20 protein-coding genes are annotated in these 21,996 nt (G+C 38.1%); all 20 read left to right on the forward strand.

The window, feature by feature from the left end; translation table 11 throughout:
- The first annotated feature begins 120 nt into the window (after window positions 1-120).
- Entirely contained in the window at window positions 121-648 is a 528-nt protein-coding gene (locus QZZ43_RS16925) for a hypothetical protein (protein WP_291861800.1), read from the forward strand.
- Between the two features lie 261 nt (window positions 649-909).
- On the forward strand, window positions 910-2,016 hold the full coding sequence (locus tag QZZ43_RS16930; RefSeq protein ID WP_291861802.1) for a DegT/DnrJ/EryC1/StrS aminotransferase family protein: 1,107 nt from the start codon (window positions 910-912) through the stop codon (window positions 2,014-2,016).
- Between the two features lie 69 nt (window positions 2,017-2,085).
- Window positions 2,086-2,646: an acyltransferase gene (locus QZZ43_RS16935; RefSeq protein WP_291861804.1), complete on the forward strand. Its 561-nt coding sequence runs from the start codon at window positions 2,086-2,088 to the stop codon at window positions 2,644-2,646.
- 51 nt (window positions 2,647-2,697) lie between these two features.
- Complete coding sequence (locus tag QZZ43_RS16940; protein WP_291861806.1) at window positions 2,698-3,867, forward strand: TDP-N-acetylfucosamine:lipid II N-acetylfucosaminyltransferase; 1,170 nt, start codon at window positions 2,698-2,700, stop codon at window positions 3,865-3,867.
- Window positions 3,868-3,950: 83 nt separating this feature from the next.
- The gene (locus QZZ43_RS16945; protein WP_291861807.1) at window positions 3,951-4,901 is read left to right on the forward strand and encodes a glycosyltransferase; all 951 of its coding nucleotides are present in this window, start codon (window positions 3,951-3,953) and stop codon (window positions 4,899-4,901) included.
- Window positions 4,901-5,836, forward strand: a complete 936-nt coding sequence (locus QZZ43_RS16950) for a glycosyltransferase family 2 protein (protein ID WP_291861809.1) — start codon at window positions 4,901-4,903, stop codon at window positions 5,834-5,836. Before QZZ43_RS16945 ends, QZZ43_RS16950 begins: the two co-directional genes overlap by 1 nt.
- Window positions 5,836-7,275, forward strand: a complete 1,440-nt coding sequence (locus QZZ43_RS16955) for an MBOAT family protein (protein ID WP_291861810.1) — start codon at window positions 5,836-5,838, stop codon at window positions 7,273-7,275. Before QZZ43_RS16950 ends, QZZ43_RS16955 begins: the two co-directional genes overlap by 1 nt.
- Window positions 7,276-7,277: 2 nt before the next feature.
- A complete protein-coding gene (locus QZZ43_RS16960) occupies window positions 7,278-8,225 on the forward strand; it encodes a hypothetical protein (protein WP_291861813.1) in 948 nt (315 codons plus the stop codon).
- Between the two features lie 21 nt (window positions 8,226-8,246).
- Window positions 8,247-9,182, forward strand: a complete 936-nt coding sequence (locus QZZ43_RS16965; RefSeq protein WP_291861815.1) for a glycosyltransferase family 2 protein — start codon at window positions 8,247-8,249, stop codon at window positions 9,180-9,182.
- A gap of 424 nt (window positions 9,183-9,606) precedes the next feature.
- Window positions 9,607-10,779, forward strand: a complete 1,173-nt coding sequence (wecB, locus tag QZZ43_RS16970) for a non-hydrolyzing UDP-N-acetylglucosamine 2-epimerase (protein ID WP_367221695.1) — start codon at window positions 9,607-9,609, stop codon at window positions 10,777-10,779.
- Window positions 10,780-11,105: 326 nt separating this feature from the next.
- The gene (locus QZZ43_RS16975) at window positions 11,106-11,495 is read left to right on the forward strand and encodes an endonuclease domain-containing protein (protein WP_291861817.1); all 390 of its coding nucleotides are present in this window, start codon (window positions 11,106-11,108) and stop codon (window positions 11,493-11,495) included.
- Window positions 11,496-12,019: 524 nt separating this feature from the next.
- Complete coding sequence (gene wecC, locus QZZ43_RS16980) at window positions 12,020-13,228, forward strand: UDP-N-acetyl-D-mannosamine dehydrogenase (RefSeq protein ID WP_291861819.1); 1,209 nt, start codon at window positions 12,020-12,022, stop codon at window positions 13,226-13,228.
- Complete coding sequence (locus QZZ43_RS16985) at window positions 13,225-14,349, forward strand: glycosyl transferase (RefSeq protein ID WP_291861821.1); 1,125 nt, start codon at window positions 13,225-13,227, stop codon at window positions 14,347-14,349. Before wecC ends, QZZ43_RS16985 begins: the two co-directional genes overlap by 4 nt.
- 52 nt (window positions 14,350-14,401) lie before the next feature.
- Window positions 14,402-15,673: a glycosyltransferase family 4 protein gene (locus QZZ43_RS16990; protein ID WP_291861823.1), complete on the forward strand. Its 1,272-nt coding sequence runs from the start codon at window positions 14,402-14,404 to the stop codon at window positions 15,671-15,673.
- A 50-nt stretch (window positions 15,674-15,723) separates the two neighbouring features.
- A complete protein-coding gene (locus QZZ43_RS16995) occupies window positions 15,724-17,292 on the forward strand; it encodes a glycosyltransferase family 39 protein (protein WP_291861825.1) in 1,569 nt (522 codons plus the stop codon).
- Between the two features lie 91 nt (window positions 17,293-17,383).
- A complete protein-coding gene (locus QZZ43_RS17000; protein ID WP_291861827.1) occupies window positions 17,384-17,746 on the forward strand; it encodes an EamA family transporter in 363 nt (120 codons plus the stop codon).
- The gene (locus QZZ43_RS17005; RefSeq protein WP_291861829.1) at window positions 17,743-18,678 is read left to right on the forward strand and encodes a glycosyltransferase family 2 protein; all 936 of its coding nucleotides are present in this window, start codon (window positions 17,743-17,745) and stop codon (window positions 18,676-18,678) included. The genes QZZ43_RS17000 and QZZ43_RS17005 overlap by 4 nt, the downstream gene beginning before the upstream one ends.
- The gene (locus QZZ43_RS17010) at window positions 18,675-19,367 is read left to right on the forward strand and encodes a GNAT family N-acetyltransferase (RefSeq protein WP_291861830.1); all 693 of its coding nucleotides are present in this window, start codon (window positions 18,675-18,677) and stop codon (window positions 19,365-19,367) included. The genes QZZ43_RS17005 and QZZ43_RS17010 overlap by 4 nt, the downstream gene beginning before the upstream one ends.
- 169 nt (window positions 19,368-19,536) lie before the next feature.
- Complete coding sequence (locus tag QZZ43_RS17015; RefSeq protein ID WP_291861832.1) at window positions 19,537-20,682, forward strand: acyltransferase; 1,146 nt, start codon at window positions 19,537-19,539, stop codon at window positions 20,680-20,682.
- A gap of 542 nt (window positions 20,683-21,224) precedes the next feature.
- On the forward strand, window positions 21,225-21,996 hold a 772-nt coding region (gene rffA, locus QZZ43_RS17020), incomplete at its 3' end, for a dTDP-4-amino-4,6-dideoxygalactose transaminase (RefSeq protein ID WP_291861834.1).

A 21,996-nucleotide genomic window follows, 5' to 3' on the forward strand; every position in this document is an offset into this window, starting at 1 on the left:
GATCTGCTTTTTCAACGATGATTATGATCTTTCAGCTTCATTGCCCATAAAAAAAGCATTCAAAGTTAAAACAAGAATAAAAAAAGTCACTCATTTCCAACCCAAACCATTCATTTAAAAATGGAATATCCCTGGTATCAGGCCATTCACAATACCAATGAATTGCAACAGGGAGACTTTATCCCCGACTGCCCTATTGTTGTTCCTCCCAACACAATAAAAGAAGATGAAGAGACGGAAATTGAAATCAGACAAATCGATTCTGTTATCTTGTCACAGTCATGCGACCTGGCCAATGATAAAGTGGAAATAGTGCTGGTTTGTCCTTTTTACCCGCTTAATACATTCATTGAGTCACTTCCTGAAGAACAAACAAGAAACAATAAAGCAAAGGATAAAATCAAACAAAACTTAAAGAAAGGCTTTTTACCCGGTTATCATTTACTGAGTAAAGAACATGATTTCTTTGATGACCATCAGGTTGTCGATTTTAGAAATGTATATGGAATTCAAAAAGAAACACTTTGTAATCTTTCTCTGAAACTTGGACAACGTATAAGGTTGCTTCCTCCATACCGCGAACATTTGTCACAAGCTTTTGCCAGATATTTTATGCGGGTAGGTCTTCCTCAGGATATAATAGTTTAGCTCTTAGCCTGGAAATAAGAGCCCCCCAACCCACAAAACCAATATGTTTTGAAACATAAACCTGTATCAATAACAAAAGCATCTCGTGCCACATCCCCCTTTCAGGCTTAACCTGTGAAAAACTTTTTATATACGGGGGGATAGGGGAGCGCAGAAGAAAACAACCAAATTTTTCAAATCCATACACCTAAGAGCCAAGAGCTAAATAAATACCGTGATGCTCTCCCGATAAACCGGGACAAGTTGTGTAACTAAAAAACCATGAACAAAATACCCGTCACCTCCCCCCTCCTCCCCCCACTCGAGGAGTTCCAACCATACCTGGAGAAAATATGGGAGTCCAAATGGCTCACCAACAACGGTCAGTTTCACCAGCAACTGGAGCAGGAATTGTGCGACTACCTGGGAGTAAAACACGTTTGCCTTTTCAGCAACGGCACGCTGGCCCTCATCACAGCCCTCCAGGCACTCCGCATTACCGGGGAAGTAATCACCACACCGTTTAGCTTTGTGGCCACCACCCACTCGCTCTGGTGGAACAACATCAAACCGGTATTTGTGGATATAGAGCCAGAAACCTTCAATCTCGATCCCGAAAAGATAGAAGCTGCCATAACTCCACAAACTACGGCCATCATGCCTGTTCATGTTTATGGCAATCCATGCAATCTGGAAGCTATTCAACAAATTGCCGATACTTACAACCTGAAAGTACTATATGACGCCGCACATGCTTTTGGAGTAGAAAAGAATGGGGAGTCTATTCTAAACTCTGGCGATTTAAGCGTTCTGAGTTTCCATGCCACCAAAGTCTTCAACACCTTTGAGGGCGGTGCCATCATTTGTCACAATGAAAAAATGAAGCAGCACATCGACGACCTCAAGAACTTTGGATTTCGTGGAGAAACGACAGTTATTGCCCCCGGCATCAATGCCAAAATGAATGAGGTACAGGCAGCATTCGGTCTGTTGCAACTCAAATACATTGATGATGCACTGGCTCGCCGTAAAGAAATTGCAGAAACTTACAGAGAAAAGCTGTCAGGAATCGAAGGCATCCGTTTTTTAAATGACCTGCCAGCCATCAAACATGCTTATTCCTATTTCCCCATCCTGGTGGATGAAACAAAATACGGCAAAAGTCGGGATGAACTCTACGAACACCTGAAAAAGCAAGATATTTTCGCTCGCAGATATTTTTACCCACTCATCAGCAATTTTCCGACCTACAAAGGACTGCCATCAGCAGCACCCGATAATCTGCCTGTAGGTAACGAAATAGCGGAGAAAGTAATTTGTTTGCCGATATATCCGGATTTGGAAATGAGTGATGTTAATAGAATTATGGAGATAATAGAAGCTCAATAAAAAATATTCCGCTTTGAACAAAAAAATCTGTGAAACTAAAAATATACAAATCATCCATAAGAAAAAACTATGTCAACATCAACATCCTTTTACTCTTCCAATGAACTGTCCACCCTTGGATTTAAAGCCCTCGGAAACAACGTTCTGATTAGCCGTTTTGCCAGATTTTATGGTATCGAAAACATGGAAATTGGAAGCAATGTCAGAATTGATGATTTTTGTATTCTTTCAGGAAAAATAAAACTGGGCTCTTACATTCATATTTCTGCGTACTGTGCCCTATACGGGCAATATGGCATTGAACTTGAAGATTATACAGGATTATCTCCACGTTGCACATTATTTAGTGCCTCTGATGATTTTAGTGGTGAGCATATGATTAGTCCAATGGTGCCAAAAAATCTTACAAATGTGCAAGGAGGCAAATTAACTCTTGAGCGGTTTACCCAAGTGGGTGCCAATACGATTATTTTACCCAATGTGACCTTAAGTGAAGGTTCTGTTATTGGTGCTATGTCATTAGTAAAACAAAATACCAAAGCTTGGATGGTGTATGCAGGTGTACCTGCTAAATTCATTAAACATCGACAAAATAATATACTTAAACTTTTCAATAAAGACAAGTTATAATATAAAAAATACACATATAATTTGCCATTGACCTATCTTAAAATTGAATAAATGATTATTCACTTAGCGCATGATGGAAGGTTTATTGACCATGTAATCAATGTATTCGAGAAAGCCTCCCCACATAAAAATATTTATTTAATAGAAGTTGAGGATATTAAACTACCTCTAAATTCCATTAAATCAAAAAATCCAAACATTAGAAAATTTAACAAACTCAATTCTGAGTTTATTAAGGAAATAGTTTTACAAAATCAACCAACATCCATAATAATACATAATTTGTTAACCTACCGAAAATTTAAATTTGATATTATTAAAAATGCACCGAAAACAATTCATTTTCACTGGATGTGTTGGGGAGGGGATTTATACCCTCATATTAATAAATATAGAAAATCACTTTATATTTATTTACCTGAAAAAAAAGAAGATACAACAATTCATATAAAATATTTAACATCACAATTACTTAGCAAATTAGCGCCCAATATATTTTATAAATTTTACCTACAAAGAAAAGGCCTTGACCATCCAAAAGCATATCAAAATATAATAAAAAAAATAAAAACTATCTCAACTGTATTACCTGATGAACAGCAGATTGTAAAAAAATATTTAAACAAAAACATACGCTATTTGCCTTTTAAGTACATCTCATTAGAAAGTGCATTACTATATGACAATTCTCCAATATGCAAAGAAAGTAATTATCTAATTGGTAATTCCGCTCATCCAACTAGTAATCATATGGACGCATTTAATCTAATTGCGAATACAAATGTTTCGAATATATTTGTCCCATTATCATACGGAAATGAAGGACATAAAAGAAATGTTATATATGAAGGAAATCAGTTATTCGGAGAAAGGTTTAAACCCATATTAGAGTTTATTCCTTTAGATGAGTATAATAAAATATTGTTAAAATGTGGAAATGTAATTATGAACCAAACTCGACAACAAGCTGTTGGAAATATTGTTGCGTCACTTTGGTTTGGAGCAAGGGTCTTTCTTCGTAAAGAAAACTTAGTTTATAATTATTTTAAAAGAAATGGCATTATACTTTATTTAATGGATGATTTGCGAAAAGAAAGGAAATTGCTATCCTACAACACATTAGCAAAGCACAACAGACCTTTACTTAAAAAAATGTATTCAGAAATAGTGGTTATTTCTGAAACAAAAAACCTAATAAAGTACTTAAATCAAGCTACTTAAAAACACTTGTGTATAATCTTATATAAAAATCACCTATTTAGATTATCTATTAGGACGTTTAGACAATTAATACTTTAAACTACATGACTATAACTCAAACAGCTCCAATTGTAAGCGTATGCATGATTACATATAACCATGAGGATTATATTGCCGAAGCAATTGAGGGAGTTCTTCAACAGAAAACAGATTTTTTATTCAAGCTCATAATAGGTGAAGATTATAGCAAAGATAGTACAAGGTCAATATGTGAACAATACCAACAAAAACACCCAAAAATAATCAAATTATTGCCTAATGAAGGAGGTAATCTTGGCATGATGAATAATCTCATTCGTACACTTAAAGCTTGCGATACCCAATATATTGCCTTATGTGAGGGAGACGATTACTGGGTTAATGAGAATAAGTTGCAGCTCCAAGTTGAAATACTCAATACTAACAAAAGATTCTCATTAGTATACAGTTATCAATATATTTTACAAAATAACATATTAAACAAAAACATTAACACAAAAGCTGGAACAAAGACAAAACAAAATATTATACAAGGCTTTATTCCCCCAACCAGAACGGTGTTATTCAGAAATATAGACGGTATCAGTTCGTTTCTAAATCAGTTTCCTAATCATCCTTCAGGTGATAGATTATTATGCTATTATCTTTCCCATTATGGGGATTTTATTTGCCTTGAAGATCATACTGCGGTATATAGAATTACTAACACAGGTGTATGGACAAAACATAATAATATAGATAGGATCACCCTAAGTTTACAGTATTATTTTGATTTTTTGCACCTTGTTAATGAACCTATTTGCAAAAAATACTCTTACGATAGATTAAAAAAATTCATATATAATACCTCCAATTGGTTTACTCCGAAAAATGCTTTGATTGCATATACAATTGGAATAAAAAGATTAATTATTAAAGGATATATACTACAAACCATCATTCTAACAATACTTTCCATTAAATTCATTTATCTCATCATTTTTAACTTTTTAACTTTCAAATTCAAGAAACATTAATGGGAAGTATTTCCTTAATTATACCAGCTTACAATGTTGAGAACTTCATTGAGCAAGCTATTAAATCAGCATTTCTCCCTCAAGTAAATGAGATTTTAGTGATTGATGACAAATATCCAGATAATGCCATTTATAAGGTTAGTAAGATTGTACCACCACAACATATAAAAATAAAAATACTCAATCACCCTGATAATAAGAACCATGGAGCAGCTGCCTCTAGAAATCTAGGAATAAAACATGCCTCGTCAAAATACATAGCATTTTTAGATGGTGATGATATATTTTATCAAAACAGGTTTACCGACCAAATTAAATTTTTAGCTAAAAATAGTAAGTTTGATGGCTGTTATGGTTCTATTGATTTTTTTTTAGATGATAATAGCCTTGCTAATCAAGTTAATGCTCATACGACCGGAATAAAAGAAGATATAACATCTGAGCAACTATTTGAAACACTTCTTACTGGTAAACTGGGTCATTTCCATTTAAACTCATTGCTTGTTAAAAAGCAGGTTTTACAAGTAACTCCATTAATGCGCACTGATTTAGAGATATCTCAAGATATGGAGTGGATAACACGTTTAGCTTATCATCTTCAATTAAAAAATTTACCCTTAAATGGATTTATTGCTTCCCGAAGAGTGCATATCGAAAATCGTATCTCTAATCAAGAGAAAAGAATAATATATAGTCCGATTGCAGCAAAATACAGAATGGATTATTTTAAGGATTTACCATTATCATCAAATCAAAAAAAGCTTTTATCGGATAGTTATTTTTCAGCACAAGCCAACTTATGGAATTATAAAGAACAAGAGATAACAATATTTAATAAAATTAAATGGGTTATTACTAACTGGAAACAATATCATCAACTTATCTCACTAGAACAAATCGCGAGTTGGCTTAAATATATATTAATTAATTCATAATGCTCTTCAACTCTTTCGAATTTGCCCTATTCCTCCCCATAGTTTTTTTCCTATACTGGTTTGTTTTAAAAAACAACACCAAAAACCAAAACCTGTTATTACTAATTTCGAGCTATGTTTTTTATGGCTGGTGGGACTGGCGTTTTTTATCGCTTATCGCATTTAGCTCTGTTGTTGATTACACGGTTGGCCTAAAACTTCACAAAACACCCCAAAAGAAAAAACGCAAGGTACTATTACTCGTAAGCATCATTACCAACCTTGGGTTACTGGGATTTTTTAAGTACTACAACTTTTTTGTTGAAAGTTTTGTCGATGGCGTTTCTCTCTTTGGTTTTCATCCTTCGCCAAATACCCTCAATATCATATTGCCAGTAGGGATTAGTTTTTACACTTTCCAGACGCTCAGCTATACCATAGACATTTACAACAGGAATCTGAAACCAACCAAAGATGCCCTTTCCTTTTTTGCCTTTGTTAGTTTTTTCCCACAATTGGTGGCCGGACCTATTGAAAGGGCTTCCAATCTTTTACCTCAGTTTGTAAAAAAACGCAGATTCACCTATGAGCATGCAGCAAATGGAATGCGTCTTATACTCTGGGGCCTTTTTAAGAAAATGGTTATTGCCGATAATGCAGCCATTTTAGTCAATGAAATATTTGCCGACTATGAAACCCAATCCACCCTTGTGTTGTTCGCAGGTGCCTTTTATTTTGCCTTGCAGATTTATGGCGATTTCTCGGGGTACAGCGATATTGCCCGTGGAACAGCCAAATTGTTCGGATTTGAATTAATGATCAACTTCAGAGTTCCTTATTTTTCGAGGGATATTGCTGAATTCTGGCGCCGATGGCATATTTCGCTATCAACCTGGTTTCGCGATTATCTATATATTCCCCTTGGAGGCAGTAGAGGCACCAAATGGATGGTTATTCGTAATACAATGATTATTTTTGTTGTAAGTGGCTTCTGGCACGGGGCCAACTGGACATTCATTGTCTGGGGAGCTTTAAATGGCTTATATTTTTTACCCCTGCTATTAACCAAGCGAAACCGACACAACCTGGATACTGTTGCTCAGAACAGATGGCTGCCCAACCTGAAAGAAATAATGCAAATGAGTATTACATTTTTTGTAACCTGCCTGGTCTGGGTGTTTTTCAGAGCAGAAAATATTGATCATGCAATTAGGTATTTAGGCAAAATGACCACAAATCAGTTAATGCCTGACAATTTTTATTTTTTTCCACCGTCACTAATACTCCTTATCGGACTATTTATCTTATTGGAATGGTTTATTTTCAGGCATGATAACGCCCTGGAAAGAATTAAAACAGCCCCTATTGCTATACGACACTTTGCATATATTGCATTTGTCCTGATAATATTGTTTTTCACACCAAGTGTAGCACAAGATTTTATCTATTTTCAATTTTAACCATGAATCGTTTTATTCAAAAAGTCCTATATATTTCCATTATAACCCTTATTACTCAATTCATTGTAGGCAATGTTCTTCACGAGAAAAGAAATAAACTGGTTGAAGAAGTTTATTTCCCTGTAAAACGTTGGAAAGAATTTTATGCCCACCCGAAAAAATCAGTAGGTATGATTTTTCTTGGCTCCTCCCACTGTTACAGGAGTCTTGTTCCCAGCGTGTTTGACTCTGTTTTGAATGTAAACTCCTTCAATTTAGGAAGTAGCAGTCAATCAATTTCTACATCTTATTATGTCTTGAGGGAGGCACTTAAATTTCAAAGTCCAAAAACTGTGGTTCTGGAAATATTTCAAGGTACCATAACAAACGGGAACACTTATATTGATGTAATGCATAATTTTTCTCAAATGCAATCAAATGTAAAGTACGCAATGTTGCAAACAGTGTCGCTTAATGAAGCACTTAGTCTTGCTGCATTTCCATTAAAAAGAGTGGCCATTAACAAAGATCAAATTCTATTGAACAAAAAGGTCTTACCCGACACAACCAGAGCACAATACTCTATATATTACGATAAAGGCTATGTAGCTACGTTTTCAAAGAACATTTTTCAATTCGCAGAACAAGAGATTGAACCCAATGCACCATTTTCCATCAATGACCTTCAACTAGAATATTTACATAAAATAAACCAACTATGTCTCGATAATCAGATTAAATTAATAGCGGTAACCCAACCCTTACATCCAGCTTACTGGAAAAACCATCCTGAAAAAGAAATATATGACGAAATCTCAAATACTCTCAATGAGTTGAGCATCCCCTATTACAATTTAAACCATACACATCCTCTTCCAGCTGAGTTTTTTTATGATGCAGGCCATATTTTGCATCAGGGCGCCATATTGTTTTCAAGAGATGTTGCAAATTTGTTAGAACAAAATCAGTAACTGAAAAAACTAATCACCACAATGCTCATCTCCATAATCATTCCCGCCTACAACGTCTCCCCCTACATCAAAGAATGTATCCACTCGGCCTTTGAACAAACATATCCTCAAATTGAAGTCATTTGCATCGACAACAACAGCACCGACGATACCTGGCAAAAGCTGGAGCAACTTATACTACAATACCCGCAACTCATCGTCGACAAAGAAATGAAACCGGGCGCCCCCGCGGCTCGCAACAAAGGCTTGCAGTTAAGCAAGGGAGAATGGTTGCAGTTTCTGGATGCAGACGATTTACTGAAGCCCGAAAAAATAGCGCACCAGGTGGCGCTTATCAACAACTCGCCAGCTGTCGATGTCCCCTTTATCGCGGCCACCTGCCTGAAACGAGACCTTAAGGGCAATGAAACCAAAGCTAGCCTAAACAAAGAACATCCTTTCAAAAGTCTCTTTGCAACCCAACTTGGCAATACCTGCGCCAATCTCTGGAATCGTTACTACATCGAAAAAATCAATGGGTGGGACGATTCACTCAAAAGCAGCCAGGAAGCCGATTTGATGTTCCGCCTTTTACAGGTAAAAGATGAAGTATTCTACGATGATGAACCGCTAACCATAGTAAGAGAGCGGCCGGAGGGGCAAATTTCGCAAAGCAATCACACAAAAAAATGGATCCGCTATTTCGAAAAAAGAGTGGAAATGCTTCACTGGATTGCCGAAAACAAACCGACATTATACGCACAGGAAAAATGTTTCTTTGAAGACACGCTTTTCGAAATCCTGAAAATTATAGCCAATGAAAATTTTCAAGTAGCCAATTCATTGTATAAAAAACATCTTAAAGGGTGCTACAAACCCTCAGCTAGTCAAGAGCATTCCACAAGGGGGTATTTGGTGTTGTATCGGTTTTTGGGGTTTAGGGGAGCGGAAGTGGCCAGGAGGTGGTTAGGCAAATAGGCGAGTAGGGGATTAGGGGATAAAAATACTGGTAAATTAAGACATTTGAATGTTTCAATATAAAAGAATCGCGCGGTGGAAATACCCCCTTTAGGGGGCCAGGGGGTGAGGGACGGAGAAGGTAAAAGAATATTTCAAGATGAAAGCCTAACATCTACAAGCTAAATGCTATGAGCTTCCCCATCCCCCTACCCCACTAACTCCTTTCAGCATCCCTATATTTATCGAAGGATAAGCCCTGAAAGGGAAAACCGGCAACCTGCAATTCACAGTAAAATAACACATACGAATGTTACAAATCAAAAGAAACTGAGCGGTGGCGTATCCCCTTTAGGAGGCCAGGTGGTGTGCGTAGGAAGGAGATAACCAACCCACAGTAAACAGCAGTTATTACAAACAAATAATTCAAGCTAAAAATAAGAATATGCCCAATCATCCACAAAGAATAAAAATACTCCTTGTATTTGGCACCCGCCCCGAAGCCATTAAAATGGTGCCATTAATAAAAGAATTTGAAAACCACCAGGATATATTTGAAACAAAAATATGCGTAACCGCTCAACACCGCGAGATGCTTGATCAAGTATTGAAGTTATTCAATATTAGCCCCGATTTCGACCTTAATCTTATGAAGCCGGGGCAGGACTTGTACGATGTTACTGCAAAGGTTCTCATCGGCATGAGGAACATTTTATCTGAATACAATCCACAGGCAGTTTTGGTGCACGGCGACACAGCTACTTCAACAGCAACTGCACTTGCTGCCTACTACCAACAAATACCGGTAGGTCATGTAGAGGCAGGTCTGAGAACCAACAACATCTATAGTCCGTGGCCCGAAGAAATGAACCGTCAGTTGACAGGAAGAATCGCCACTTGGCACTTTGCGCCCACTCCTTGGGCTGCCAATAATCTTTTGAAAGAAAACATCAGTCAGGAAGCCATTACTACCACTGGTAATACCGTTGTGGACACATTGCATTTGGCTGTTGACCTCATTAAAAAGGATTCACAGAAACAAAAGAACCTAATAGCAGATTTAAGCAAACATATCCCGGATTTGAAAACCATTATCAAAACAAATAAAATAATTTTGGTAACCGGTCACCGACGCGAAAACTTTGGTGAAGGCTTTTTGAATATTTGTAGTGCCATCAAAGAAATTGCAACCAACAACCCCGATACAACATTTATTTATCCGGTACATCTCAATCCCAATGTTCAGGAGCCGGTAAATAAAATACTTGGGCAGGAAAACAACGTATTCCTGATACCCCCACAGGATTATCTTCCATTTGTTTTTCTGATGCAAAATGCAAATATTGTACTCACGGACAGCGGAGGCATACAGGAGGAAGCACCCGGCTTGGGAAAACCGGTACTGGTAATGCGTGATACCACCGAAAGGCCCGAAGCTGTAGAAGCTGGCACTGTAAAACTGGTTGGCACCGACAAGCAGGTTATTGTTGATGAAGTGGAAAGACTCCTAAATGACCGCGAGCATTACAACCAAATGGCAAAAGCGAATAATCCTTATGGCGATGGAAAAGCAGCTGAGAGGATTGTGGAGTTTCTGCTTAGGAAATTAGGCGAGTAGAGATTTTGAACAATATTATTTCATTCGAATGTTACAAATTCATTGGAATCGCGCGAAGGAGGTTCCCCCTTCAGGGGGCCAGGGGGTAGCGCGGCGGAGAAACAAACAAATGTTCCAATCTAAAACCCTATGAGCTATAAATTACTCCCCCCTCCCTGCACCCCTCTAACTCCCCTAAAGGGAAGAACCGGGCTAACCCGCGGCTCATAAGATTTTGATACATTCGATGGTTACGATGAAAAACAGTTCGCGCGGTGGCGCACCCCCTTTAGGGGGCCGGGGGGTGTTCGCGAGGAGATACTAAAAATTATTTAAATACCCAATCAATGCCTATAGACAACCGGGTCAACATGTTCTTTAATGCCAAACCACACATTTTCGAAAAAGCAAAAGGTCTACGAAAAAATATGACGCCGGCTGAACTTAAGCTTTGGGAATATATTAAAGACAATCAAATTTTAGGATTAAGATTCCGCCGCCAACACCCAATAGACATTTTCATAGCTGATTTCTACTGCCACAAAATAAAACTGGTTGTTGAGATAGATGGAGAAATACATAATAACAAAGAAAACTGTGATTACGATGAAAATCGGACTGCAGAGATGCAACGGTACGGAATTATTGTAATAAGGTTTACGAACGAAGAAGTGATTAATGATATCAATAGAGTCTTACTCCTCTTAAAGAAAAAATGTAGGGAATTGATGAAATAAAAATTTTACAAAATCATAAGACTTGCGCGGTAGAGGTTCCCCCTTCAGGGGGTCAGGGGGTGAGTCCAGGAGCATACAAACAAATTATTCAAAATAAAACCTATACCCCTCTTTCCCGCACCCCTCTAACTCCCCTAAAGGGGAGAACCAACCATACCCGCAATCCACAGGAAATTAATACAAACGAATATTGTAGTTTAAAAGAAACGGTGCGGCAGCGTACCCCCTTTAGGGGGCCAGGGGGTGAGCGAAGGAGCATACAAACAAATTATTCAAAATAAAACCTATTCCCCCCTTTCCTGCACCCCTCTAACTCCCCTAAAGGGGAGAACCGGGCTATCCCGCAATACAAAGCAGATTAATCCAAACGAATGTTATAAATATTAAAGAAATCGCGCGGTAGAGTACCCCCTTTAGGGGGCCAGGGGGTGAGCGAGAGGAAGAAGGTGCAAGTAAAAACTTTTCACTTTTCCCTACAATTTCAATACTTTAGCCCCCAGCTAAAAAAACACAAATCACCATACATGGAAACACCAAAAGTCACTACCATAGGAATGGGCTACATCGGCCTGCCCACGTCTGCTGTTATGGCAGGTAAAGACATAAGAGTCAACGGGTGCGATGTTAACCCCAAGGTGGTAGAAACCATTAATGCCGGAAACATACACATTGTGGAACCCGGACTTGATGCTCTTGTAAAAAAAAGTGTGGAAGCAGGTAATCTTAAGGTTTACAGAGAACCTCAACCCGCAGATGTTTATTTAGTAGTAGTCCCAACACCTTTTAATCAGGATCATCAGCCCGACACCTCCTTTGTGGAAGCTGCAACTCGCAGCATAATTCCAATATTAAAGAAGGGTGATCTTTTTATTATTGAGTCCACTTCACCGGTATTGACCACCGAAAAGATGGCTGAAATAGTTTTCTCTGAACGTCCAGAACTCAAGGAAGAAATTTCTATAGCTTATTGTCCCGAGAGAGTTTTGCCAGGCAATGTGCTTTACGAACTGGAACACAACGACCGTGTAATTGGTGGCATTGACGAAACATCCACCCAAAAAGCCATTGAATTTTACCGTCTATTTGTAAACGGGAAATTACACCCCACCAATGCCCGCACAGCCGAAATGTGCAAACTCACTGAGAACAGCTCCCGGGATGTACAGATTGCTTTTGCCAACGAATTATCCATTATATGCGATAAAGCAGGAATCAACGTATGGGAGCTGATTGAGCTGGCCAACAAACACCCAAGAGTAAACATCCTTCAACCCGGCTGCGGTGTTGGCGGCCATTGCATTGCGGTTGACCCATGGTTTTTGGTTTCTGATTATCCCGAGCACGCCCATGTCATTCGTCAGGCCAGAGAAATTAACGACTATAAAGCCGAATGGAGTGTTGAAAAAATACTTGGTGCGGCCCGTCAGTTTGAAATAGACCACGGACGACAACCGGTAATCGCCTGTATGGGACTGGCTTTTAAGCCCAACATTGACGATTTGCGCGAATCGCCAGCCAAGTACATAGCATCAAAAGTTGTTGCCGAAGCAAGGGGTGAAGTTCTCATTGTGGAACCTAACATTCAAGATCACCCTAGTTTTACCCTCACACAATATATGCAGGCTTACGAAAAAACTGATATTATTGCCTGGCTTGTAAATCATAAGGAATTTCCGGTCATAAAAAAGGATGAACAAAAAATTGAACTTGATTTTTGCGGTGTAAGAAAATGAAAATCGGCTTTCTCACATTTAATGAACCGGTAAACGGGGTTTACATCAGTCAGGTAATAGAGGTTGCTAAACAACTAAAATTACAAGGTCATGATATAGAAATCATTGCCTTTTTTTCTTTACGTGATTTCACTAAAAATAAAAAAATAATAAAACAGCACTTCACCAATTCTTTTGTAATTCCTTCATTTCCCAAATTAAGATATTGGAAAATTAACAAATTATGGTTTTGGCTATTTAAAGCAAAATTCAACAAGAAAGAGGTACTAATCTGTCGGGGGCCATTATCTGCTAATCTGGCCATAAACAATACAACAAGGAGCCGAATAATTTATGATGGACGTGGCGCCGTGTGGGCAGAACAACAAGAATACGGGGTTTATGATGGCTCAGGAATAGAAAATGATCTATTCGAAATTGAAATGAATGCGGTGACCCAAAGTCACAGGCAAATCGCAGTTTCTTCAGAACTTATAAATTACTGGAAAGAAAATTTTAATTATTCAGGAAATTCAGCTACTGTTGTGCCCTGCACTCTTAATACTGCCAGGATAAGTTCTGTCTGTTGCATCTCAGATGATTTAAAATCATTTTTTGAACACGCCAATCTACAAAACTATACAATTACTGTTTTTGCAGGGGGGAATGGGAAATGGCAACAATTAGATAAAGTTTGTGAATTTGCCTTAGGATCAATAGAAAAACAGGAATCTTCCGCTTTTTTATTTTTATGTCCACCCGAAGAAAATATTCAGAATTTAAAAGATAAATATCCCCCAAGAGTCTTTAATACCCTTGTATCTCCTGATTTGGTTCATACAATACTATCAAAATGTGATTATGGCATTATTTTGCGGGAGCAGAACACAACCAATAAAGTGGCTTCTCCGGTAAAAGTGGCTGAATATCTTTTCGCTGGATTAAAAGTAATCATCAGTCCAAACGTTGGTGATTATTCCAATTTGGTTAAGGAAAATAACCTTGGAATAATTTGGACTTCAAAAAGTGAAATTCCCGACTTACCCAAACCCGGTATTGCAGAAAAACAACAAAATATCTTTTTTGCAGAAAGGAACTTAAGTAAAACAGCTGTGGATTATACACAACTAACTCAACCTTAATACCGCAAAAACTATAAATATCAAAATTGTTAATAACAGTTTTTTAATTAATATGCACATAGCCCTCCTCACCGATGGCATCTACCCCCACATCATGGGTGGCATGCAAAAACACAGCTACTACCTGGCCAAATATCTGGCCCGTGCCGGAGTTAAAGTAGATGTGTACCATGCCATTCCCGAGGGGCAACAATTACCTAGTCAGCCGGAAGGATTTTGTGACGAAGAATTAAAAAACCTTCAATTTTTCCCGGTGCACTTTCCCAAATCCGGTAAATTCCCGGGACACTATATTAGAGATAATTACCGCTATTCCAAGCGAGTTTTCAAAGAGATCTCAAAGCAACCATCGCCTGATTTCATTTATATCCAGGGGTTTTCGGGATGGAAGGTATTGACCAAGGGCATGGAGCATGAAGCATGGAGCAACATTAAAACCGGCATTAATTTTCATGGCCTAAACATGTTTCAGAAAAGTGCGACTTTCTCTGAACAATTAAAAAAATATTTATTTCGTCCTTTTGTAATAAAAAATTTAAAGTATGCAGACTTTATTTTTTCTTTAGGAGGAAAATTAACACCCATCATCAAGAACATCGCTGACAAGAAACAAATAATAGAACTACCAATTGGAATAACAAACGACTGGCTTACTCCTGAAATTATTCAAAATAATAACACCCTTAAATTTTGCTTTATTGGACGTTATGAAAGGCTTAAAGGAATTGAAGAACTCCACTCCGTCCTTCAGCAGCTCATAGAAGAGGAGCATATTTTTGAATTCCATTTCATAGGCCCTATTCCAAAATCCAAACACCTAAAACCTAATAACCTATTGCTTCCTTCGCTCACCCCCTGGCCCCCTGAAGGGGAAAAACAACCCGCGTCCAAAACAACTAATCACCTACTGGCCTATTCCCCTAATAACCTAATTCCCTACTCGCCTAATCCCCTAATATCTTACCACGGTGTTATCCATGACGAAACAAAAATCCAACAAATTCTCCGGGAATCCGACGTACTTGTCTGCCCTTCCTGGAGTGAAGGTATGCCCACCGTTATACTGGAAGCCATGGCAAGTGGCTGTGCCATCATTGCCTCTGATGTTGGCGCAGTAAGTGAGCAGGTCAACAAAGAAAATGGCATCCTGATTGAACCTGGCAACAAAAGGGAATTAAAAGAAGCAATGGAGACTATGCTCAATATGGATAATGAAAAACTACTGAAAATGAAGAAAATGTCAGTAAATAGAATAAAAGAGAAATTTTTGTGGGAACAGGTGGCGGAACGAACGATTCAGGTGATTAAGGGATTAAGCCAATAGGCAAGTAGGCAATTCGTCTTACTGTACCACTAAAAAAAGTATATAATACCATGACAAACACACTCACGCGCATTTTAAAGAATAACACATTCTTTTATTCTTTGCTAATAATTACTGGTGCTTGGCATGTATGGAGTCTGATTTACAGTCCCCTCCCCTGGTTTGACGAAACATTTTTTGTTTCTATAACCAAATCCTTGTTAAAAGGAAATGGTTTCCTGCTCGAAGTTTGTCCCATTCAAACTGAGGGCAAAGAAGTTTTAACATACGGCCCAATCTATTTTTTGCTTACCGGGCTGTCCTTTCTGATCTTTGGTACCGGTATCTTTCAATTTCGGATAGTATCTTTGCTTTTTGCAGTATTATCTATAGTTGTCTTCAGCCGAATCTCATTAAAACTGAATTTAGGCAGAAGAATTACCCGTTTCTTGGTACTGCTTTTAATATTTGACGTAATAACCGTACAAAATAGTCACAGCGGCCGGATGGATATGGTGGCCTTATTTTTCGGAATGATAGCTTGGTGGTCATATGTTCAACCCCGAAAAAATATTAGATACATCATCATCATGGCTGTTAGCGGAGTAGCAGCGGTGCTGACCACTCCCCGCATTGTGGTGGTGGTTTTCCCCTTGTTTATCTATGCCCTGTTCCGGTTCATCCAATCAAAAAATTTTTTGCGTGCAAGTCTTATCACCCTGCTGCCTGCATTCGTCTATCTTATGTGGATTGTACTTGCCTTTGGCTCTACCAGGGGGTTCATCGAACACTTTACAGGTCCTGCCATAAAGGATACCGATGCCGCCAACAGTATATTCAACTATATGGGAGGTAATCTATACATTCCTTTTCACCAATGGCCATTGATCACCACCGCCCTCTTGTCAGCGGCCTTAATGATCTTTAAAAAGCAAAAGCTTTCCTTACTGTTTTTGATAGCACTTCCCATCGTTACTTTTTATGTAGTGGTGACCGATACCGGCGCCTACAGCGCGCTGATTATGCCTTTCTGGTATTTGGTTGTCGGGTTTGGATTACAAATTACACTTGATAAAGAAAATAATAAAGTAAGCCGTATTAGTATATATGGCCTGGTACTTATCACCGTCCTGTGTAATACCGGCATTTTTGCCCTCAAAGCAGCCACCATAGTAGGCAGCCAGCAAGAACGGGATCCACGTCCTCTTCAGGAATGGGTCAACAAAAACATACCTGAGAATTCAAAAATAGTGGGCGACGACCGCTATTATTACGCTTGCATACTAAACCATTGCGACTATCAATACATCGACCGGGTCAAAGACCATGCTACCCGGGCCAGGTTTCACGTCACGAAATACCAACCTGATTTTCTATTTATCTCAAATCAAACCACTCAGTCTGTTATTGATGCCTATAAAAAAGAATTCCACTTTCTGGATACGAAAAGTTATACCCCAGAAAATAATAATTCATTGATTTCAAAAACAATTAAGTTATTACCCGTTACAATTCAATCAAGCTACGAAGGAACTTTAATCCGGGTAAAAACCAAAAATTCGACACACCAACCAAATTTGAATAGACAGGCACCGAACAACATGGACGCTTATTTTCAAAAGTCTGCAGATGAAAATTAAAAACATTTGCCTCAATCTGCAAACGTACAAATGAACGAAGCAACCAACAATTTCGGATAAAAAAATAACAACTCAAAAAAATCATTCCCCAATGGGCTACCTCTACATCTTCGCCTGCATTTTTTTCACCGTTTATGGCCAGTTGGCCATAAAATGGCGGATGAACCTGAAAGGCGAATTACCGGCCGAACTCTCGGAAAAGGTTATTTTCATGTTAAAACTGTTTCTTGATCCATGGTTGCTCAGTGGCTTTGCCGCAGCTTTCATTGCCAGTCTGTTTTGGATGGCCGCCATGACCAAATTTGAACTATCCTTTGCTTATCCGTTCATGAGTCTTTCTTTTGTACTGGTCTTTTTCCTTAGTATTTTTATCTTTGGAGAGTCATTTACCTGGGGAAAAGTATTCGGGCTGTTACTTATTATTGCAGGAATTATTGTTACTGTTAAGTTATGAAGAAACCCTATATATCAATTGTTGTTCCACTATACCGGTGTGGTGCTACTGTCACACAACTAACCCGTCGCCTGACAGAAAGTCTAACACCTTTAAAAACTGATTTTGAAATTATACTTGTCAATGATGCAAGTCCTGAAAATGATTGGGAAATTGTAGAAAAAGAAGGATCTTTCAACCAACATATCAAAGGAATCAATCTTTCCAGAAATTTCGGACAGCACTACGCCATCCATGCCGGGCTAAATTATTCAAGCGGTGAATGGGTGGTTGTAATGGATGGGGATTTACAAGACCGTCCTGAAGAAATACCCGGTTTCCTGGAAAAAGCTAAAGAAGGTTTTGATATTGTTTTAGGAAGAAGAGTGGAGCGACAGGACAATTTTTTCAAGAAGAAAATGTCCAAGTGGTTTTACAAAACATTAGCATACTTAACCGAAACAGAACAAAATGCAGAGGTCGCCAACTTTGGAATTTATCATAGAAAAGTGGTAGATGCCATATTGTCAATGAAAGATAAAACCCGCTATTTCCCTGCAATGGTAAAATGGGTTGGTTTTAAGCGTACTGAAATCCCTGTAAATCATGTAGCACGTGAGGAGGGCAAAAGCGGCTATAATTTTAAAGCTTTATTAAATCTGGCCCTCAACACCATTTTATCCTTCTCGGATAAACCACTAAGATTAACCGTCAAGCTGGGCATATTTATCTCTTTTTTCTCATTTCTTTTTGCCATCTTCACTTTCATAAGAGCAATTACCGGATACATTGAAGTTTCAGGCTACAGTAGTCTTATTATTTCCATTTGGTTTTTATCAGGTATCATTATAACTTTGCTTGGAATGCTTGGTTTATATATTGGCCGCACATTTGAACAGGTAAAGGACCGGCCTGTATTCATCGTTAACCAAACCATAAATATTGAACAGTGATTGAATATCTAGGTTGGGATTCTCAGTTTTTTAATCTTAAGATAGGTAAGGTTGAAATCACTTCACTTTCTCTTTCATTATTCCGGGAGATTTTTTATTCAAAAGAAAAAAACAATTATGACCTCATATATCTTTTTTCAAACACCATCGAAAGTGACGCTGATAAAGAATTAAAAAGAAAAGCTCTTTTCCCCATTGATAAAAAAATTGTTTTCACAAAAGAAGTAAGTCGCATAGATAACTTGCCGGAAAATATTCATCCCTTCAATGGGGAGTTAAATATACCCTTATTAGACCTGGCTTTTCTTAGTGGCCACGAAAGCCGATTTAAAAAAGACCCACGACTTAACCACAAATTTGAATTACTTTACAAATTGTGGATTCAAAAATCAATTTCAGGTGAAATGGCAGATGCTGTTTTTGTTGCACAGGCAGGTGCTATCACAGAAGGATTTGTAACAGCGCGAAAGAAAGAAAAACACGGTCAGATTGGTCTTATCGCTGTAGCTCCGGAAGCACAAGGGAAAGGAATAGGCTCAAAACTGATGCAAGCGGCAGAATACTGGTATTGGGAAAATAATCTTAAAACCTGTTCAGTGGTTACCCAATTGGTTAATGTAGGAGCCTGCGCCCTGTATGAGAAAAATAATTATGCTAAAGAAAGTGTTGAATTGGTTTTTCATATTTAAATCGGTTGGGGATTCTACACACTATCCAAGCCCTGTCAACCTCCTAGAAATGGCAACTCCCCCTTCCTGCAAAGTGCATTTATATTGGAAGACTTCAAGAGAACAAATAACTAAACCAGAGAAATAGCGCTAAAATAGAAATAGAAAAAACTAGCTATCAACAGGATACATGAACACCTCCCAAACAATTTATTTTCCCAACTTAAATGGTCTACGTTTTATAGCTGCTTTACTTGTTATAATCCATCACATTGAACAGTTCAAAGCCATATTCAATCTTCCTTCCTATTGGGCAGGGGATGAATTTATTTCCAAATTTATTTTCATAGTTGGTGGGCAGGGAGTCATTCTTTTCTTTGTACTTAGTGGGTTTTTAATTACCTATCTTTTATTAGCGGAAGAAGAAAAGATAAAAACCATTAAAATAAAAAAATTTTATTTACGAAGGATACTTCGAATATGGCCTTTATATCTGCTAATCGTGCTTTTTTCTCTTTTTGTTTTTCCACATATAGACTTATTAAACATCCCTGACTACCCGATAGAAGTGGTACAATCAAATATAGAATTAAAACTACTCCTTTACCTCTTCTTTTTTGCTAACCTTGTGCTAGCATTTTTTGGAATAATACCCTACGCTTCACAAACATGGAGTATTGGAACAGAGGAACAATTCTATCTCCTGTGGCCTGTGGTTATCCGTTATATAAAAAAGAACAGACTAATTTTAATGATAGGCATTGTTGTCTTATATAATTTTATCCGATTTTTCTTGGCATCATCCCTTTCTCATTCAATTCCATTTCACACAATATTGCGAGAGTTTTGGGCTGGTTTTAAAATAGATTCAATGGCTATTGGAGGTTTTTTTTCAGTTCTCCTGTTTTCAAACCCTCTTCCATTTCTTTTAAACTTAGTAAGAAAAAGATTTGTGTTTAATATAGCCATCTTATTCGTTTTCATTAGTTATATTTTTGGAATTTATTATCCATATTTCAATAATATACTATATTCAGGCTGTTATGCTGTTATCATATTGAATTTTGCAACCAATCCAAATATAAAAATCAGCCTGGAAAATAATTTATTTAATTCCTTAGGCAAAATCTCGTATGGGCTATACATGCTCCACCCCATAGCTATCGTGTTAACCATAAAGTTTGCAAAAAGTTATGAGCTTTTAACCAATTGGTTTTTATATCCAGCAAGTATCTTATTAACTGTTATATTAGCCAATATAAGTTATTACAGATACGAAAAGTTTTTTTTAAAGTTTAAATCAAAATTTGCTATTATAAAGAGCGGTAATAAATAACACAAGCTTACCAATATAACTCCGATGAGAGAACGACAAATAAAATAGAGTATAATCAATATGTAATAACATAACAGGTGAATGTCCTTAAAGAGAAGGAAGACAATATAACAAAACAGCTGTTAATTACCCCATCCCACGCCCCTTTTGACTCCCCTTGGAAAGGGTACCCGAACCCGCGACATGTATTAACATAGGTTCCTATCAAGATAAAAGAAACTGTGCTGTGGATTCCACCTTAAACGGGGTTAGTAGTAGAGCGCAGGGGGCATTCAACCAAATGTTTCATACAATTATTTCAAATAGCTGTTAAATAACAGTTTAAAGTTACTCATCCCAGTACCTCTCTGACTACCCTAGAAGGGAGCACCACTTAACCAGCAATGCTTATGAATTTGATAAATTTCAATGATATAATAACAATATATATCGGCACGCATGGGGGGCTCCTTTATAGGGGTTAGCTAACAGCTAGCCAACCCCAAATCACCCAACTTTCATTATAATTAGTACAATCCTTTTTTATAACACAAAGCCCTTTAATGATAAATTTCAACAAACCCCACATAACCGGCAAAGAAGTCCATTACATCTACGATGCGGTAGCCACAGGACACATCAGTGGCAATGGCAAATACACCAAGCTGTGTCAACAATATTTTGAAGAACGCTGGGGCTTCAAAAAAACACTGCTAACTACCAGCTGTACCGATGCACTGGAAATGGCAGCTCTTTTGCTTGATATTCAACCCGGCGATGAAGTGATCCTCCCCTCCTACACTTTTGTAAGCACTGCGCTGGCATTTGTTCGTCAGGGGGCAGTGCTGCGATTTGTGGACAGTCGTAATGACCATCCAGGAATAGATGAATCACAAATAGAATCGCTTATTAACTCCAAAACCAAAGCCATCGTTCCAGTACATTATGCAGGTGTGGCCTGCGATATGGGGAAAATAATGGAGATTGCTAACAAGTACAATATTTTTGTGGTAGAGGATGCAGCACAGGGGATCGATAGTTATTTCAAGGGTCCCTCCCTAACCCTCCCCCTCGGCTCCATCGGCCACCTCGGTTGTTTCTCCTTCCACGAAACCAAAAACATACAGTGTGGTGAAGGCGGATTACTGGCTATTAATGACGACCGCTTCCTCCGTAGGGCAGAAATTATTTGGGAAAAAGGCACCAACCGTGCAGAGTTCTTCCGCGGAGAAGTCAATAAGTATGGCTGGGTAGATACAGGCAGCAGTTTCCTGCCAGGTGAGGTGACTGCTGCATTCCTTTGGGCTCAGCTGGAAGAACTGGAAAAAATACAAA

Source organism: Marinilabilia sp., from assembly GCF_016278715.1.
In the GTDB taxonomy this organism is placed as follows: Bacteria; Bacteroidota; Bacteroidia; order Bacteroidales; family Marinilabiliaceae; genus Marinilabilia.

Excerpts from the sequence above, each read along its gene's own strand:
- wecB (WP_367221695.1), top strand. The coding sequence starts at position 9,607 with ATGCCCAATCATCCACAAAGAATAAAAATACTCCTTGTATTTGGCACC.
- QZZ43_RS16935 (WP_291861804.1), top strand. The coding sequence starts at position 2,086 with ATGTCAACATCAACATCCTTTTACTCTTCCAATGAACTGTCCACCCTT.
- QZZ43_RS17000 (WP_291861827.1), top strand. The coding sequence starts at position 17,384 with ATGGGCTACCTCTACATCTTCGCCTGCATTTTTTTCACCGTTTATGGC.
- QZZ43_RS16955 (WP_291861810.1), top strand. The coding sequence starts at position 5,836 with ATGCTCTTCAACTCTTTCGAATTTGCCCTATTCCTCCCCATAGTTTTT.
- QZZ43_RS16965 (WP_291861815.1), top strand. The coding sequence starts at position 8,247 with ATGCTCATCTCCATAATCATTCCCGCCTACAACGTCTCCCCCTACATC.
- QZZ43_RS16930 (WP_291861802.1), top strand. The coding sequence starts at position 910 with ATGAACAAAATACCCGTCACCTCCCCCCTCCTCCCCCCACTCGAGGAG.
- QZZ43_RS16945 (WP_291861807.1), top strand. The coding sequence starts at position 3,951 with ATGACTATAACTCAAACAGCTCCAATTGTAAGCGTATGCATGATTACA.
- wecC (WP_291861819.1), top strand. The coding sequence starts at position 12,020 with ATGGAAACACCAAAAGTCACTACCATAGGAATGGGCTACATCGGCCTG.
- QZZ43_RS16960 (WP_291861813.1), top strand. The coding sequence starts at position 7,278 with ATGAATCGTTTTATTCAAAAAGTCCTATATATTTCCATTATAACCCTT.
- QZZ43_RS16995 (WP_291861825.1), top strand. The coding sequence starts at position 15,724 with ATGACAAACACACTCACGCGCATTTTAAAGAATAACACATTCTTTTAT.
- QZZ43_RS16975 (WP_291861817.1), top strand. The coding sequence starts at position 11,106 with ATGCCTATAGACAACCGGGTCAACATGTTCTTTAATGCCAAACCACAC.
- QZZ43_RS17005 (WP_291861829.1), top strand. The coding sequence starts at position 17,743 with ATGAAGAAACCCTATATATCAATTGTTGTTCCACTATACCGGTGTGGT.
- QZZ43_RS16985 (WP_291861821.1), top strand. The coding sequence starts at position 13,225 with ATGAAAATCGGCTTTCTCACATTTAATGAACCGGTAAACGGGGTTTAC.
- QZZ43_RS16950 (WP_291861809.1), top strand. The coding sequence starts at position 4,901 with ATGGGAAGTATTTCCTTAATTATACCAGCTTACAATGTTGAGAACTTC.
- QZZ43_RS16990 (WP_291861823.1), top strand. The coding sequence starts at position 14,402 with ATGCACATAGCCCTCCTCACCGATGGCATCTACCCCCACATCATGGGT.
- QZZ43_RS17015 (WP_291861832.1), top strand. The coding sequence starts at position 19,537 with ATGAACACCTCCCAAACAATTTATTTTCCCAACTTAAATGGTCTACGT.
- QZZ43_RS16925 (WP_291861800.1), top strand. The coding sequence starts at position 121 with ATGGAATATCCCTGGTATCAGGCCATTCACAATACCAATGAATTGCAA.
- QZZ43_RS16940 (WP_291861806.1), top strand. The coding sequence starts at position 2,698 with ATGATTATTCACTTAGCGCATGATGGAAGGTTTATTGACCATGTAATC.